General features: G+C 70.0%; 9 protein-coding genes. 6 read left to right on the top strand and 3 right to left on the bottom strand.

All coding sequences use genetic code 11. From position 1 onward, the window contains the following. Positions 1–51 precede the first annotated feature (51 nt). Positions 52–3,813: a GH92 family glycosyl hydrolase gene (locus HEP85_RS29810; protein WP_211118259.1), complete on the top strand. Its 3,762-nt coding sequence runs from the start codon at positions 52–54 to the stop codon at positions 3,811–3,813. 77 nt (positions 3,814–3,890) lie between these two features. Here HEP85_RS29810 and HEP85_RS29805 read toward each other — a convergent pair whose 3' ends face one another. Together HEP85_RS29805 and acnA are read right to left on the bottom strand one after the other, a co-directional pair. Then, positions 3,891–7,163 carry a GH92 family glycosyl hydrolase gene (locus HEP85_RS29805; protein WP_168530648.1) on the bottom strand — a complete coding sequence of 1,091 codons (3,273 nt, stop codon included), beginning with the start codon at positions 7,161–7,163 and terminating at the stop codon, positions 3,891–3,893. Positions 7,164–7,753: 590 nt separating this feature from the next. Next, complete coding sequence (gene acnA, locus HEP85_RS29800) at positions 7,754–10,468, bottom strand: aconitate hydratase AcnA (RefSeq protein WP_168530647.1); 2,715 nt, start codon at positions 10,466–10,468, stop codon at positions 7,754–7,756. A gap of 288 nt (positions 10,469–10,756) precedes the next feature. On the opposite strand from acnA, the gene HEP85_RS29795 reads away from it, so the two are divergent. Both HEP85_RS29795 and HEP85_RS29790 read left to right on the top strand, forming a co-directional pair. Next, on the top strand, positions 10,757–11,125 hold the full coding sequence (locus HEP85_RS29795) for a hypothetical protein (RefSeq protein WP_168534149.1): 369 nt from the start codon (positions 10,757–10,759) through the stop codon (positions 11,123–11,125). Between the two features lie 226 nt (positions 11,126–11,351). After that, complete coding sequence (locus HEP85_RS29790) at positions 11,352–11,804, top strand: nuclear transport factor 2 family protein (protein ID WP_168530646.1); 453 nt, start codon at positions 11,352–11,354, stop codon at positions 11,802–11,804. Between the two features lie 137 nt (positions 11,805–11,941). On the opposite strand, the gene HEP85_RS29785 is transcribed toward HEP85_RS29790, so the two are convergent. Further along, positions 11,942–12,649, bottom strand: coding sequence for an SDR family oxidoreductase (locus HEP85_RS29785; RefSeq protein ID WP_168530645.1), 708 nt, complete (start codon positions 12,647–12,649; stop codon positions 11,942–11,944). A 101-nt stretch (positions 12,650–12,750) separates the two neighbouring features. On the opposite strand from HEP85_RS29785, the gene HEP85_RS29780 reads away from it, so the two are divergent. The 3 genes from HEP85_RS29780 (at position 12,751) to HEP85_RS29770 (ending at position 15,768) form a co-directional block, all read left to right on the top strand. Next, entirely contained in the window at positions 12,751–13,587 is an 837-nt protein-coding gene (locus HEP85_RS29780; protein ID WP_168530644.1) for a helix-turn-helix transcriptional regulator, read from the top strand. Between the two features lie 144 nt (positions 13,588–13,731). Beyond that, on the top strand, positions 13,732–13,929 hold the full coding sequence (locus HEP85_RS29775) for a DUF4236 domain-containing protein (protein ID WP_168530643.1): 198 nt from the start codon (positions 13,732–13,734) through the stop codon (positions 13,927–13,929). 309 nt (positions 13,930–14,238) lie between these two features. Continuing rightward, on the top strand, positions 14,239–15,768 hold the full coding sequence (locus HEP85_RS29770; protein ID WP_168530642.1) for a UDP-N-acetylglucosamine 1-carboxyvinyltransferase: 1,530 nt from the start codon (positions 14,239–14,241) through the stop codon (positions 15,766–15,768). The last annotated feature ends 38 nt before the right edge of the window (positions 15,769–15,806 follow it).

Genomic DNA, 15,806 nt, shown 5'->3' with positions numbered 1-15,806 from the left:
CGATACAGACAAAGTTCCTCGGCCCGGCCGAGGTGGAGTTCCTCGATGACAATGGGGGTGGCAGCGCTTTCTCTGATCGTGGCCTCGCAGGGCACCGCGGTTGCCCTTCCGGCCCAAGCGGTCTCCGCCGACCGGCAGTTCGCCTCCTCATTCGAATCGGGCGATCCCGCGCCGGACTGGATCAATACCGTAGACACGGGACCTGACGGAAAAAAGCGGTCGTCGGGTGTCGACGGCGGTTACAGCACGGGCATCCCCGGCAACGTCACCGACCACGTCACGGACGTTCGCGCCAGCGACGAGAACGCGGGCTCCGGCGAGGTCAAGGAGAACCTCGTCGACGGCGAGTCGAGCAGCAAGTGGCTGACCTTCGCGCCGACCGGCTGGGCGGAGTTCGACCTCGACGCCCCCGTGAAGGTGGTCACCTACGCGCTCACGTCGGCCAACGACCACGACGAGCGCGACCCCAGCGACTGGACGCTGCAGGGCTCCACGGACGGCAAGGACTGGAAGACCCTCGACACCCGCTCGGACCAGTCGTTCGGCGAGCGCTTCCAGACCAAGTCGTACGACATCGCGAGCCCCGTGGAGTACCAGCACTTCCGGCTCGACATCACGAAGAACCACAGCGGGGACATCCTCCAGCTCGCCGACGTCCAGTTCTCCACCGGCGGCACCGACGACCCGACCCCCAAGGACATGCTCTCGCTGGTGGACCGCGGGCCGAGCGGCTCCCCCACCGCGAAGGCGGGCGCCGGCTTCACCGGCAAGCGGGCCCTGCGCTACGCGGGTACGCACCAGGCGGACGGCCGGGCGTACTCGTACAACAAGGTCTTCGACGTGAACGTGGCCGTCGGGCGCGACACCGAACTGGCGTACCGGATCTTCCCGTCGATGGCGGACGGTGACCGGGACTACGACGCCACGAACGTGTCGGTGGACCTGGCGTTCACGGACGGCACCTATCTGAGCGGCCTGAACCCGGTCGACCAGCACGGGTTCGCGCTCACGCCGCAGGGGCAGGGCGCCGCCAAGATCCTTTACGTCAACCAGTGGAACGACGTCACCTCGCGGATCGGTTCCGTCGCCGCCGGGAAGACGGTCGACCGGATCCTGCTCGCGTACGACTCCCCGAAGGGCCCGGCGAAGTTCCGGGGCTGGCTGGACGACGTCGCGCTGAGGACCGTCGCGCCCGAGAAGCCCAAGGCGCACCTGTCGGACTACGCGCTGACCACCCGCGGCACCAACTCCAGCGGCGGATTCTCGCGCGGCAACAACTTCCCGGCGACGGCCGTGCCGCACGGCTTCAACTTCTGGACCCCGGTGACCAACGCGGGTTCGCTGAGCTGGCTGTACGACTACGCACGTGCGAACAACGCGGACAACCTGCCGACCATCCAGGCGTTCAGCGCCAGCCATGAGCCGAGCCCGTGGATGGGCGACCGGCAGACCTTCCAGGTGATGCCCTCGGCCGCGTCCGGCACCCCGGACACCTCGCGCACCGCCCGCGAGCTGGCCTTCAGGCACGAGAACGAGACCGCGCGCCCGTACTACTACGGGGTGACCTTCGAGAACGGTCTCAAGGCGGAGATGGCCCCGACGGACCACGCGGCGGCTCTGCGCTTCACCTACCCGGGCGCGGACGCCGGCGTGATCTTCGACAACGTGACCGAGCAGGCGGGGCTGACCCTCGACAAGGAGAACGGGGTGGTCACCGGCTACTCCGACGTGAAGTCGGGGCTGTCGACGGGCGCGACACGGCTCTTCGTGTACGGGGCCTTCGACGCGCCGGTGACGGACGGCTCGTCGTCCGGGGTCAAGGGCTACCTGAAGTTCAAGCCCGGCGCCGACCACAGTGTCACGCTGCGTCTGGCCACCTCGCTCATCAGCGTCGACCAGGCCAAGGACAACCTGCGCCAGGAGATCCCCGACGGCACGTCCTTCGGCACCGTCAAGGCACGGGCCCAGAAGCAGTGGGACGGGCTGCTGGGCAAGGTCGAGGTCCAGGGCGCCACGCCGGACCAGCTCACGACGCTGTACTCCAGCATGTACCGGCTCTACCTGTACCCCAACTCAGGTTTCGAGAAGGTCGGTTCGAAGTACCAGTACGCGTCGCCGTTCTCCGCGATGCCGGGCCCGGACACCCCGACCCACACCGGCGCGAAGATCGTCGACGGCAAGGTGTACGTCAACAACGGCTTCTGGGACACCTACCGGACGACCTGGCCGGCGTACTCACTCCTGACGCCCGGCCAGGCGGGTGAGATGGTCGACGGGTTCGTGCAGCAGTACAAGGACGGCGGCTGGACCTCGCGCTGGTCCTCCCCCGGGTACGCGGACCTGATGACCGGCACCTCCTCCGACGTGGCGTTCGCGGACGCGTACGTGAAGGGTGTGCACTTCGACGCGGCGGCGGCCTACGACGCGGCGGTGAAGAACGCGACGGTCGTCCCGCCGGCGTCCGGTGTGGGCCGCAAGGGCATGACGACCTCCCCCTTCCTCGGCTACACGTCCACCGCGACGGGTGAGGGCTTCTCCTGGGCCATGGAGGGCTACGTCAACGACTACGGCATCGCCAAGATGGGCGAGGCCCTCTACAAGAAGACCGGCAAGAAGCGCTACAAGGAGGAGTCCGCGTACTTCCTCAACCGCGCCCAGGACTACGTGAACCTCTTCGACAAGAAGGCCGGGTTCTTCCAGGGCCGTGACGCGCAGGGCGACTGGCGCGTCGACTCGGCGAAGTACGACCCGCGCGTGTGGGGGTACGACTACACCGAGACGAACGGCTGGGGGTACGCGTTCACCGCGCCCCAGGACTCGCGGGGCCTGGCCAATCTGTACGGCGGCCAGGACGCGCTGGGCCAGAAGCTCGACACGTACTTCGCCACTCCCGAGACGGCCTCGCAGGACGTCGTGGGTTCCTACGGCGGGGTCATCCACGAGATGACCGAGGCCCGCGACGTACGGATGGGCATGTACGGGCACTCCAACCAGGTGGCCCACCACGTCACCTACATGTACGACGCGGCCGGCCAGCCGTGGAAGACGCAGAAGGACGTCCGCGAGGTCCTCTCCCGGCTCTACAGCGGCAGTGAGATAGGGCAGGGCTACCACGGCGACGAGGACAACGGCGAGCAGTCGGCCTGGTACCTCTTCTCCTCGCTCGGCTTCTATCCGCTGGTGATGGGCAGTGGCGAATACGCCATCGGCTCACCGCTGTTCACCAAGGCGACGGTCCACCTCGAGAACGGCCGGGACCTGGTCGTCAAGGCGCCCAGGAACAGTGCGAAGAACGTGTACGTGCAGGGCGTGCGTTTCAACGGCAAGAAGTGGAACTCCACCTCGCTCCCGCACTCGCTCATCTCCCGTGGCGGAGTGCTGGAGTTCGACATGGGCGCCAAGCCGTCCTCGTGGGGCAGCGGCAGGAACGCGGCGCCCGTGTCGATCACGAAGGACGACAAGGTGCCAGCGCCACGGGTGGACGTCCTGACGGGTGAGGGGGCGCTCTTCGACAACACCTCCGCGACGGACGCCACCGTCACGACGGTGGACCTGCCGACGGCCGCCTCCGCCAAGGGCGTCCAGTACACCCTGACGTCGTCAGGGGACCACACGAAGGCTCCGGCCGGCTGGGTCCTTCAGGGCTCGTCCGACGGCACCAAGTGGACCGACCTGGACCGGCGCTCCGGCGAGTCCTTCGCGTGGGACAAGCAGACCCGGGCGTTCTCGGTGACGCACCCGGGCTCGTACGCGCACTACCGTCTGGTCCTCGACGGCGCGGCGACGCTCGCGGAGGTGGAGCTGCTGGCCTGACGCGACACCACAGGAGCGGGCGCGGAGATCACTCTCCGCGCCCGCTCCGCTGTTTCCGGACCGGCTTCCCCCTGCCCTCAGTTCACGGCGAGGGTGAAGACGTGCAGATCCGCGGCGTCGGGCAGCTTCACGCTCTTGACGGTCTTGCCGGCCGGAGCCGCGAAGGGCTTCGTCGCGAAGACATAGGTGACGACGGGGTCCTTGTCCGCGCCCGCGACATTGCGGTACGCGGCCATGGCGACGGTCTCGTTGCCGTACTGGACGGTGCCGCCCCCGCCGCCGACCGTCCAGTCGGTGAAGGAGAGGTCGACCTGGTCGGTGCTGCCGTCGGTGTAGGTGACGGTGGCCGTGGTCCGCTGGTTTCCGTTCACCGCGCTGCCGATGAAGGACAACTGTGTGGCCGGACGGGCGAGTTCGATGCTCTGGCCGGTCGCTGCGGCGTTGTCGGGGCGGCCCGCGGGCGAGTCGGGCCAGGTGTAGGTGAGCCCGGCCACGGTGCCCTGGCCGCCCGGGGTCAGGCCCGCGTCCGCGAGGGCCTGCCGGGAGTAGCTCCAGCCGCCGCCGTCGTAGTCGGCCTCGTCGTGGTCGCCGGCGTCGTCCGAGACACCGGTGTTGTTGTAGGCGGCCAGGAGGGATCCGGGAGCCGCGACGGTCAGCGCCACCGGCTGCTGGTACGAGGTGCCGCCGGACGTCACGGTGACCTTGACGTCGTAGAAGCCCTGCCGGGCCGCGTCGCCCGCGGTCAGGGTGATCGAGCGGGAGCCGTCGGTCACGGTTCCGTCCGCGGGGGTCGCGGTCACTCCGTCCGGTGTGTCCACGTGGAAGCGGACCTCGGGGCCCGTGCCACCGCTCAGCGCCAGCGCGCGGATGTCGATCCGCGTACTGCCGCCGGGCGCGAGCGTCGCCGCGGTCGGGCCGACGCCGATCTGGTAAGGCTGCTCACCGTCGCGGAAGGACGGCGGAGCGGCGGCGGGGTCGCTGCCCCAGCTGCGGTTCGGGGTGCCGGAGAGCGTGTAGTCGAGTGTGCCGCCGTCACGGACGAAGGAGGCGGGGAGCCAAGGGCGCCCGCTGGTCCGGCCGTTGACCTTCAGCGACTGGACGTACGGTGCGTCCGCCGCCGCGCCTGCCGCCCGGATCTCGATGTCGTTGCCGCCCGGACGCTCGATCGTGACGCGGCTGAACAGGGGTGAGGAGAGGACGAGTTCGGCACGGGAGGGGACTTGCGGGTACATGCCGAGCGCGGAGAAGACGTACCAGGACGACATCTCGCCGAGGTCGTCGTTGCCGGGGATGCCGCCGGGCTGCGTCGACCACAGCTTGCCCATCGCCGCGCGGACGGTCTCCTGTGCCTTGTAGGGGGCGCCCACGTAGTCGTACAGGTAGGGGACGTTGATCGACGGCTCGTTGTCCAGCTCCGACTTGTCGCCGCCGCTGCCCGTGAACGCCCAGCTGCCGTCGGCGTTGTGGAAGAACGTGTCGAGGCGGTCGAGCGCCTTGTCCCGGCCGCCCATGGCCGCGAAGAGCCCGGCCGGGTTGTGCTGGACCATCCAGGTGTACTGGGCCGCCGTGCCCTCGACGAAGCCGTTGCCCGTGGCGGGGGTGAAGCCGGTGACCCAGCTGCCGTCCGCCTTGCGGTTGGCGATGTAGCCGCCGGTCCGGTCGGCCGCGATGTTGAAGTTGTTCTGCCACCACTGGGAGCGCTCGGCGAAGTCCGCGGCCGTCCCCTTCTCCCCCGCCGCCGTGGCCAGTTGCGAGAGCGCGAAGTCCGCGCCGGACATCTCCAGGGTCTCGGCGGCGCCGCCCCAGGCGTTGGACACGGACGGCATGTAGTGCTGCTGGAGGTACTTGTCGAGCGACGGCCGCTGCCCCGCGGACAGGACGGGCTTGCCCGACGAGGACAGGTCCTGCTCGGTCGGCACGGTCGCCGCCTTCACCAGCGACTTCAGCGCGCCCCGCAGATCGAAGCCGGTGCCGCCGAAGGCCCGGATGCCCGCGAGCGCGGTCGGTGAGGGGTCGCCGTTCATGACGTGGGTGCCGCTCGCGCCGTGCAGCCAGCGGTCCCAGACTCCCCCGTTCTGCCGGGCCAGTTCGAGCAGCGACTGAGCAATGTCGGAGCCGGTGTCCGGGCTGAGGAGGGTGAGCAGCTGGACCTGCGAGCGGTAGACGTCCCAGCCGGAGAAGGTGCCGTACTGCGCCCGGTGGCCGCGGCCGACGGCATGGATCTTGTCGTCGCTCCCCCGGTATCTGCGGTCGGCGTCACTGATGACGTTGGGATGCAGGAGGGCGTGGTAGAGCGCGGTGTAGAAGGTGGTGCGGTCGGTGTCGCTGCCGCCGCCGACCCGGATCGCGCCGAGCCGGTCGCGCCAGGCGCGGTGGGCGGCCGCCTGGACCGACCCGAAGGAACGGGACGGCGGGTTCTCGGCCTTGAGGTTGGCGGCGGCGCCTGCCTGGCTGACGTACGAGATACCGACCTTGACGTTCACCGGGCCGGTTCCGGGGGCGAACTGCACGTAGCCGCCGGCTCCCTTGCCCGTGGCGGGACGCCCGCCGTCCGAGAAGCCGCCGGTACCGCCGCTCGCCGTGGTGGATCCCGGGCTCAGCCGGTCGTCCTGCCAGGTGCCGGTGGTCTTGAAGGCCCGGTCGAAGCGGGCGGTGAAGTACAGGGTGTAGTAGTCGCGTTGTCCCTCGGGGTCGAGGTAGCCGCAGAAGTTCCCGGAGGTGACGGAGCCCGAGACCGTCCGGGTCGCCGGGTCGATGCGCACGTCCGACGCCGTCGAGCCCACCTCGGAGTTGGCGGTGCGGATCAGCAGCGAGGCCGGCTTGTCCGCCGGGAAGGTGAAGCGGCCCGAGCCGGTGCGCGCGGTCGCCGTGAGGTCCGCGGTGACGCCGGAGGAGAGACCGACCTTGTAGTGGCCGGGCTCGGCGGTCTCGTCCGCGTGCGCGAAGTCGGCGGCGTACACCGCGTCCTTGGTGTCGCTCGCCGGGGAGGAGGTGACCTCGCCCGCGTACGGGAAGAAGGGGATGTCGCCGCTGCCGCCCGCGCAGCCCGTGCCGGACATATGGGTGAGGCTGAAGCCCCGGACGCGGGTGGCGTCGTACTGGTAGCCACCGGGCGCCGCCGTGCGGGTGGCGTCCCCGCGGGTGTTCTCCGGGCTCCAGGAGAGCATCCCGAAGGGTACGACGGCGCCGGGGAAGACGTTGCCGCCGTTCTTGGTGCCGATGAGCGGATCGACGTAGGTGGTGGGGTCCCGGACGACGTCGGACGGCGCGGCGGTGGCGGCCACCGCGGGGGTGATCCCGCCGGCCGCCAGGGCGACGGCGAGCAGGACGGTTGACGGACGGAAACGCATGACGCGGCCCCTCCTCCTTCGGACGGGTCGCGCACCACGGGTCGCACAAGCCGCAGGGACAGTAACGTGCGCCACCCGTACCACGGAAGACCGCGTCCGACGCGTCGGACGCGCACGGCTCCCACCCCGCCGGCCCAGCCCGGCACTCACTCCTGCGGGGTCAACATGCTTGACATCGTTGTCCGTTGAGGCGGTAGAGTCATATGCAGACCATCAGACAACGTTGTCGCACGCCATGGTCGTCACAAGCCACGCACCATCCCGGGCCGGCACCCCCCGCCGGTCCGGGCTCGCGGACCGGGTGAGCCTCCCACCAGCCACCCGGTCCGCCCCGAGCTGATCCGGCGCCCTCCGTACATACGCGCCCTGAGACGGCCGCCCCCTGTCGTACGGGGACGCCGCCTCCCTCGCCTCGCCGGTGCCCTGTCTCCCTCGTCTCCCCCGTTTCCCCCGTCTCCCTTGTCCGCAGGGGGCGTTGGCCGGGACGATCGCGGAGGTTCCCCGCGACAAGGGCCGAAATGGCGAAGGGCCGCACTCCTCATGGTGAGGAGTGCGGCCCGACCGGTGCTCCGGATCGCCTGCCGCGGGGGCTACTTGGCGATCAGGTTGCGCAGCACGTACTGCATGATGCCGCCGTTGCGGTAGTAGTCCGCCTCGCCGGGGGTGTCGATGCGGACGACCGCGTCGAACTCGACGCCGCTGTCCGTGGTGACCTTCACCGTGCGCGGGGTGGTGCCGTTGTTGAGCTCCTCGACACCGGTGAAGGAGAAGGTCTCCTCGCCGGTCAGACCGAGCGACTCGGCGGTCGCGCCCTCCGGGAACTGGAGGGGCAGGACACCCATGCCGATGAGGTTCGAGCGGTGGATGCGCTCGTAGGACTCGGCGATGACGGCCTTGACGCCGAGCAGCGCGGTGCCCTTGGCGGCCCAGTCGCGGGACGAGCCGGAGCCGTACTCCTTGCCGGCCAGGATGACCAGCGGGATGCCCTGCTCGATGTAGTTGCGCGAGGCGTCGTAGATGAACGCCACCGGCGCGTCGGCCTGGGTGAAGTCGCGGGTGTAGCCGCCCTCGGTGCCCGGCGCGATCTGGTTGCGCAGGCGGATGTTGGCGAACGTACCGCGGATCATGACCTCGTGGTTGCCGCGGCGGGAGCCGTAGCTGTTGAAGTCACGACGCTCGACACCGTGCTCCGTGAGGTACTTGCCTCCGGGGGTGTCGGCCTTGATGGCGCCGGCCGGGGAGATGTGGTCGGTGGTGACCGAGTCGCCCAGCTTCGCCAGCACGCGGGCACCGGCGATGTCGGTGACCGGGGACGGCTCGTGCGCCATGCCCTCGAAGTACGGGGGCTTGCGGACGTAGGTCGACTGCGGGTCCCACTCGAAGGTGTTGCCCTCGGGGATCGGCAGCGCCTGCCACTGGGCGTCGCCCGCGAAGACGTCCTGGTAGGACTTGTTGAACATGTCCTCGCCGATGGCGTTCGCCACGACGTCGTTGACCTCGGCCTCGGAGGGCCAGATGTCCTCGAGGTAGACCGGCTTGCCGTCCTGGTCGGTGCCGAGGGCGTCCTTGGTGATGTCCACCTTCATGGAGCCCGCGAGCGCGTAGGCGACGACCAGCGGCGGGGACGCCAGGTAGTTCATCTTGACGTCGGGGTTGATACGGCCCTCGAAGTTCCGGTTGCCGGAGAGGACCGAGGTGACGGCGAGGTCGTGGTCGTTGACGGCCTTGGAGACCTCGTCCGGCAGCGGGCCGGAGTTGCCGATGCAGGTGGTGCAGCCGTAACCGACCAGGTTGAAGCCGACCTTGTCGAGGTAGGGGGTGAGCCCGGCCTTGTCGAAGTAGTCGGTGACGACCTTGGAGCCCGGGGCGAGGGTGGTCTTGACCCACGGCTTGCGGGTCAGGCCCTTCTCCACGGCCTTCTTCGCGACGAGCGCGGCGGCGACCATGACGTACGGGTTCGAGGTGTTGGTGCAGGAGGTGATGGCCGCGACCGTCACCGCTCCGTGGTCGATCTCGTAGGTCGAGCCGTCGGGGGCCGTGACCGTGACCGGGTTGGAGGGGACGCCGTTGGCGGCGGCCGGGGAGTCGGAGGCCGGGAAGGACTCCTTGCCCGCCTCGTCGTCGTCGGCGACGTAGTTGCGGACGTCGCTCTTGAACTGCTCGGCGGCGTTCGCGAGGACGATGCGGTCCTGCGGGCGCTTCGGGCCGGCGATCGAGGGGACGACCGTGGAGAGGTCGAGCTCCAGCTTCTCGGAGAAGTCGGGCTCGGCGGCCGGGTCGAGCCAGAGGCCCTGCTGCTTGGCGTACGCCTCGACGAGCGCGAGCTGCTGCTCGGAACGGCCGGTCAGCTTCAGGTACTTGATGGTCTCGCCGTCGATCGGGAAGATCGCGGCGGTGGAGCCGAACTCCGGTGACATGTTGCCGATGGTGGCGCGGTTGGCCAGCGAGGTGGCGGCCACACCCTCACCGTAGAACTCGACGAACTTGCCGACGACGCCGTGCTTGCGCAGCATCTCGGTGATCGTGAGCACCAGGTCGGTGGCGGTCGTGCCGGGCGTGAGCTCACCGGTGAGCTTGAAGCCGACGACGCGCGGGATCAGCATCGAGACCGGCTGGCCGAGCATCGCGGCCTCGGCCTCGATGCCGCCGACGCCCCAGCCGAGGACGCCCAGGCCGTTGACCATCGTGGTGTGGGAGTCCGTACCGACGAGGGTGTCGGGGTAGGCCTGGCCGTTGCGGACCATGACCGTGCGCGCCAGGTGCTCGATGTTCACCTGGTGGACGATGCCGGTGCCCGGCGGGACGACCTTGAACTCGTCGAACGCGGTCTGGCCCCAGCGCAGGAACTGGTAGCGCTCCTTGTTGCGGCCGTACTCCAGCTCGACGTTCTGCGCGAAGGCGTCGTGGGTGCCGAACTTGTCGGCGATGACGGAGTGGTCGATGACCAGCTCGGCCGGGGCCAGCGGGTTGATCTTCGCCGGGTCACCGCCGAGCTCCTTGACGGCCTCGCGCATGGTGGCGAGGTCGACGACGCAGGGCACGCCGGTGAAGTCCTGCATGATCACGCGCGCCGGCGTGAACTGGATCTCCTGGCTGGGCTGGGCCTGGGAGTCCCAGCCGCCGAGGGCCCGGATGTGGTCGGCGGTGATGTTCGCGCCGTCCTCGGTGCGGAGCAGGTTCTCCAGCAGCACCTTCAGGCTGTACGGAAGGCGAGCCGAGCCTTCCACCTTGTCCAGCCGGAAGATCTCGTACGACTCGTCGCCCACCTGCAGCGTGCTGCGGGCGTCGAAGCTGTTCGCCGACACGACAGTCTCCTTCATTGATGTGCGCGTTCCCACCGCATCCTGCCGCCACGATGTCTTGGCCGATCCGCTAAGGTAAGGCTAAGTTAGGTAACCCTTACCGAGATGGCGGCTGCGGTGCGCCTCGGCAGATATCTCGATGTCGAGATAACTCTAGTACATGGGGGCGGTCTGGTCATGCGCGGCCTGCCTGTGGCGTCTACGCGTCCACCGTGTCGGGTGCGGCCGCGTAGTCTCGCCTGTGTGGCACGTGATCCGAGGAGGTCCCGCCGGCTGGTCGCCGACGGGCGCGTGTACCTGTGGACGATGCGCCACAGCCACCGGGAGGACCACGACGGACGGTCCGTGGACTGCCGCCAGATCCTCACCGTGTCCCCTCAGGCCGGCGGCGCCGGCGGCCCGCTGCGCATCGTCTTTGCCGCCGGGCCCGGCCGGTACGTCCCGGGCGGGGCCCCCTTCGGCTCCGGAGACGTGGGCTTCACCCAGGGCGCGCACCTGAACCTGCACGAACCGGGCGCCGTCCGGGCGCTGCTCGACGTGGCGCCGGCCCGTGGGTGGCGACCGGAGGAGCGGCGGCCGATGGAGATGGATGGCTGGCCCCTGCTGGAGGCGGCGGCCGCCGTGCGAGCCGGGGCCGCGGGAAAGCCCGTAGACCCGTAGCCCCGTAGCCCCGCAGGCCCGTAGGCCGTAGCCGCTCCCCTCAGACGCGCCGATGTCACATTCCCGAGAGCCCTCTCGTCGTGCTGCTGGGACGAACGCACCCTCCAGCGAGCAGGAGACCCCAGGGCGCCCGGCGGGACCCCGCCGTCCACCGCCGCGGAGGCTTCCGTCGCTGGAGGACCGGTGCCGTTCGCGCACCGGGTTCACGGCGACAGGGAGGAAATCGATGAGTGACTTTCGGGCCATCGCGGATCGCGTCGAGATCGAGGCACTGCGCGGTGAGTTCACCGACGCGGTGATGTTGCGCGACTACGACCGCATCGCCCTGCTGTTCACACCGGACGGCGCATGGCGGATGCCCAACATCCCCGTCGAACTCGAAGGGCGGGAGCCGATCCGCGCCTGGGGCAGGCGGGTGCCGGACTTCGTGGACTTCCTCGTGCAGAACACGCACCCGGGTGTGATCCGGATCGACGGCGACACCGCGTCCGGCCGCGCCTATGTGTCAGAGGTCGGGCGCGGCCGCGACGGTCGCGGAGGGCTGAACTACGCCATCTACCACGACCGTTACCAGCGCACCGACGACGGCTGGCGGTTCGCCGAGCGCGTCTACGAGGTCCGGTACGAAGACGCTTCGCCGCTGGCCGGGTCGCCGCCCCGCCCAGCCGAGGATGCGTGACCGGCCCACAAGAAGACCCCGTCGCCCCCGCCGGCGAACCGGCGGGGGCGACGGGGCGACGGGCAACCGGCAACCGACCGACGGGCTCGGTGGACACCCGAACCCCGGCCGCCGGGTTCCCGGCCTCCGGCCCCTCGTCACCAGGGAAGGGAGCCCTCGAGGTCGAAGTAGCCCCCGGTCGGACCCTCCGGGCCCAGCTGGGCCGTGCGGACGATGATCTCGGCGCCCTCCTCGACGGTCTGCGTGCCCGTGTGCCCGTTCAGGTCCGTCGCGGTGTAGCCGGGCTCCACCGCGTTGACGCGGATCTCGGGGAAGGCCTTCGCGAACTGCACGGTGATCATGTTGACCGCGGTCTTCGACGCCGGATAGGCGACCCCGGGGTAGGCGTACGTGGGTGTGTCGGGGGTGCTGACCCGGCCCAGCGAAGCGAGTCCGCTGCTCACGTTCACCACGACCGGGGCCGCGGAGCGCCGCAGCAGGGGCAGGAACGCGTGCGTGACGCGGACGACCCCGAAGACGTTCGTCTCGAAGATCGACCGCATCATGTCGGCGGTCAGGTCCGCGGCGCCGACGACACCCCCGTCCGGCGTCCGCCCCTCGACACCGGCGTTGTTGATCAGTACGTCGAGCCCGCCGTCGGCCTCGATGGTCTTCGCCGCGGCGGCGACGGAGGCGTCGTCGGTGACGTCGAGGACGACCGCGCGCGCCCCCAGTTCCTCGGCGGCCCGGCGTCCGCGCTCCGGGTCCCGGCTGCCGATGTAGACGGTGTGGCCCGCGGCGACGAGGCGGCGGGCGGTCTCGAAGCCGAGACCCTTGTTCGCTCCGGTGATCAGTGTTGTCGTCATGGCTCCAGGTTGCGGCCGGGCGCCCCGGTCAGCCAGGAGCCCCGTCTTCCTGGGACTCCCAGTACCAGGCAGGTCCGGGCCGCGCGGGGCACAGTAGATGCATGGCGAGCACGGAGTTCGGGCGGACGGTACGGCGCTGGCGTGACCGGGTCTCCCCGGAGGCCGCCGGGCTCCCCGTAGGCGGGCAGCGGAGGGCGGCCGGGCTGCGCCGCGAGGAGCTCGCCCTGCTGGCCGGGATCTCGGTCGACTACGTCACCCGTCTCGAACAGGGACGGGCGGCCCACCCGTCGGAGCAGGTCGTCGAGGCGCTCGGCCGGGCCCTGCGGCTGTCCGCCATCGAGCGCGAACACCTCTTCCATGCCGCCGGGCTCCTCCCGCCGGGACGGGGCACGGTACCCGGCTACCTCACGCCGAGCGTGCAGCGGCTGCTGGACCGGCTGACCGGGACCCCCGTGGCGGCCTACGACGCGGCGTGGACGCTGCTGGTGGCCAACCCGCTGTACGCGGCCCTGCTGGGTGACCCGTCGGGGTGGCGTGACCAGGAGCGCAACGGGGTGTGGCGTGCCTTCCTCGGTCCCGCAGGCCGGGTGCGCCACACCCCGCAGTCCCGGCGGACGCTGGAGACCGCGCTCGTGAGCGACCTGCGGGCGACATCGAGCCGGTATCCGGCCGACCGGCGGGTGCAGCGGCTGGTCACGGAACTGCGCGCGGGCAGCGACCGGTTCGCCGAGCTGTGGGACACCGGGGCCGTGGGCCGCCAGGAGGCCTCCCGCAAGACCGTCGACCACCCCCAGTTGGGCCCCCTCACACTGGACTGCGACATCCTCAGCGTCGCCGGGAGCGATCTGCGCATCATGGTCTACACGGCCGAGCCCGGCACCCAGGACGCCGAACGGGTCGCGCTGCTCGGTGTACTGGGAACCCAGACGCTGGCCTGAACAGGGCCGACCCCCAGAGCAGTTCGCCTACGGAGACGTTTCACGGGTGTCGTAGATCCGTAGGCGGCCAAGGGCCGATTTCGGGGTACCCGGTGTCCGAGCCGGGACGCACCCGGTGTCGCGAACACCTCTAGGGGGCCCTCGATGGCAATCACCTTCCGCAAGAGCTTCCGCATCCTTCCCGGGGTGCGGCTGAACATCAACCGGCACTCGTGGTCGATCACCACCGGCGGACGGCACGGACCGCGGCACACCCACAGCAGCACCGGGCGCAAGACCACCTCGATGGACCTGCCGGGCCCCTTCGGCTGGCGCCGCACCACGCGGCGGCGGGACCACTGACCCCACCCGGCCCGCCGCCACCCATGTGAAGGGGTGAGCAGGCCGGTTGGCCGCCGTGACGGCGATGACGCGCACGGTGGGGGGACGGACGAGCCGGTCCCCCCACCGCGGCCCCCACCCGCGAGCGGGACACATCGGCCAAAAGGAAGGAAAGACAGGAAAGGAATGAAGGGAAGGAAGCAACCCACACCCTCCCTTTCCTGCCCCGATCTCGCCCGAACTCCCCTGCGAGTCCGCCCCGCTGACCACCGTCACCCGAATGGGCGCACTCCATTTCTCTTTATCTCACATGAGATATACGGTCGCGCCATGGCAGACGACTACCTCGTACGCATCGGCAAGCTCATCCGTGACGCCCGTCAGCACCGGGGCTGGACCCAGTCGCAGCTCGCCGAGGCTCTCGGCACCAGCCAGAGTGCCGTCAATCGCATCGAGCGCGGCAATCAGAACATCAGCCTTGAGATGATCGCCCGTATAGGCGAAGCCCTGGACAGCGAGATCGTGTCCCTGGGTTACGCGGGTCCGATGCATCTGCGCGTCGTCGGCGGACGCCGGCTGTCCGGCTCGATCGACGTGAAGACCAGCAAGAACGCCTGTGTCGCGCTGCTGTGCGCCACGCTCCTGAACAAGGGCCGCACGGTGCTGCGCCGGGTGGCCCGGATCGAAGAGGTCTACCGCCTGCTGGAGGTGCTCGGTTCGATCGGCGTCCGCACCCGGTGGATCAACGACGGGGTCGACCTGGAGATCGTGCCCCCGGCCCAGCTGGACATGGAGGCCATCGACGCCGAGGCGGCCCGCCGTACGCGGTCCATCATCATGTTCCTCGGCCCGCTGCTGCACCGCATGGACCAGTTCAAGCTGCCGTACGCGGGCGGTTGCGACCTGGGCACCAGGACCATCGAGCCGCACATGATCGCGCTGCGCCGCTTCGGTCTCGACATCGCCGCCACCGAGGGGCTGTACCACGCCAGGGTGGACCGCGCGGTCTCCCCCGCCCGCCCGATCGTCCTGACCGAGCGCGGCGACACGGTGACCGAGAACGCGCTGCTCGCCGCCGCCCGCCACGACGGCGTGACCGTCATCCGCAACGCCTCCTCCAACTACATGGTCCAGGACCTGTGCTTCTTCCTGGAGGCCCTGGGCGTACGGGTGGAGGGCATCGGCACCACGACGCTCACCGTGCACGGCGTGCCCACCATCGACGTGGACGTGGACTACTCGCCCTCGGAGGACCCGGTCGAGGCGATGAGCCTGCTCGCCGCCGCGGTCGTCACCGAGTCGGAGCTGACGGTGCGCCGGGTGCCGATCGAGTTCCTGGAGATCGAGCTCGCGGTCCTGGAGGAGATGGGTCTCGACCACGACCGTTCGGCGGAGTACTTCGCCGACAACGGCCGTACGCGGCTGGTGGACCTCACGGTCAGGCCCTCCAAGCTGGAGGCGCCGATCGACAAGATCCACCCGATGCCGTTCCCGGGCCTGAACATCGACAACGTCCCGTTCTTCGCGGCCATCGCGGCCTCCGCGCAGGGCAAGACGCTGATCCACGACTGGGTGTACGACAACCGGGCGATCTATCTCACGGACCTCAACCGCCTCGGCGGGCGGCTCCAACTCCTCGACCCGCACCGGGTGCTGGTGGAGGGACCGACCCGCTGGCGCGCCGCCGAGATGATGTGCCCGCCCGCGCTGCGGCCCGCCGTCGTCGTCCTGCTGGCGATGATGGCGGCCGACGGGACGTCCGTACTGCGCAACGTGTACGTCATCAACCGCGGCTACGAGGACCTGGCCGAGCGGCTCAACTCACTCGGAGCGCAGATCGAGACGTTCCGGGACATCTGAGCCCACCGCACGGCCATGGGGCCCGCCGGTCGACGCGA

Origin of the sequence: Streptomyces sp. RPA4-2 (genome assembly GCF_012273515.2) — a bacterium.
Classification (GTDB): domain Bacteria; phylum Actinomycetota; class Actinomycetes; order Streptomycetales; family Streptomycetaceae; genus Streptomyces; species Streptomyces kaempferi.
Note: the sequence above shows the minus strand (reverse complement) of the source record. Positions and strands in the feature narration are given on the sequence as shown.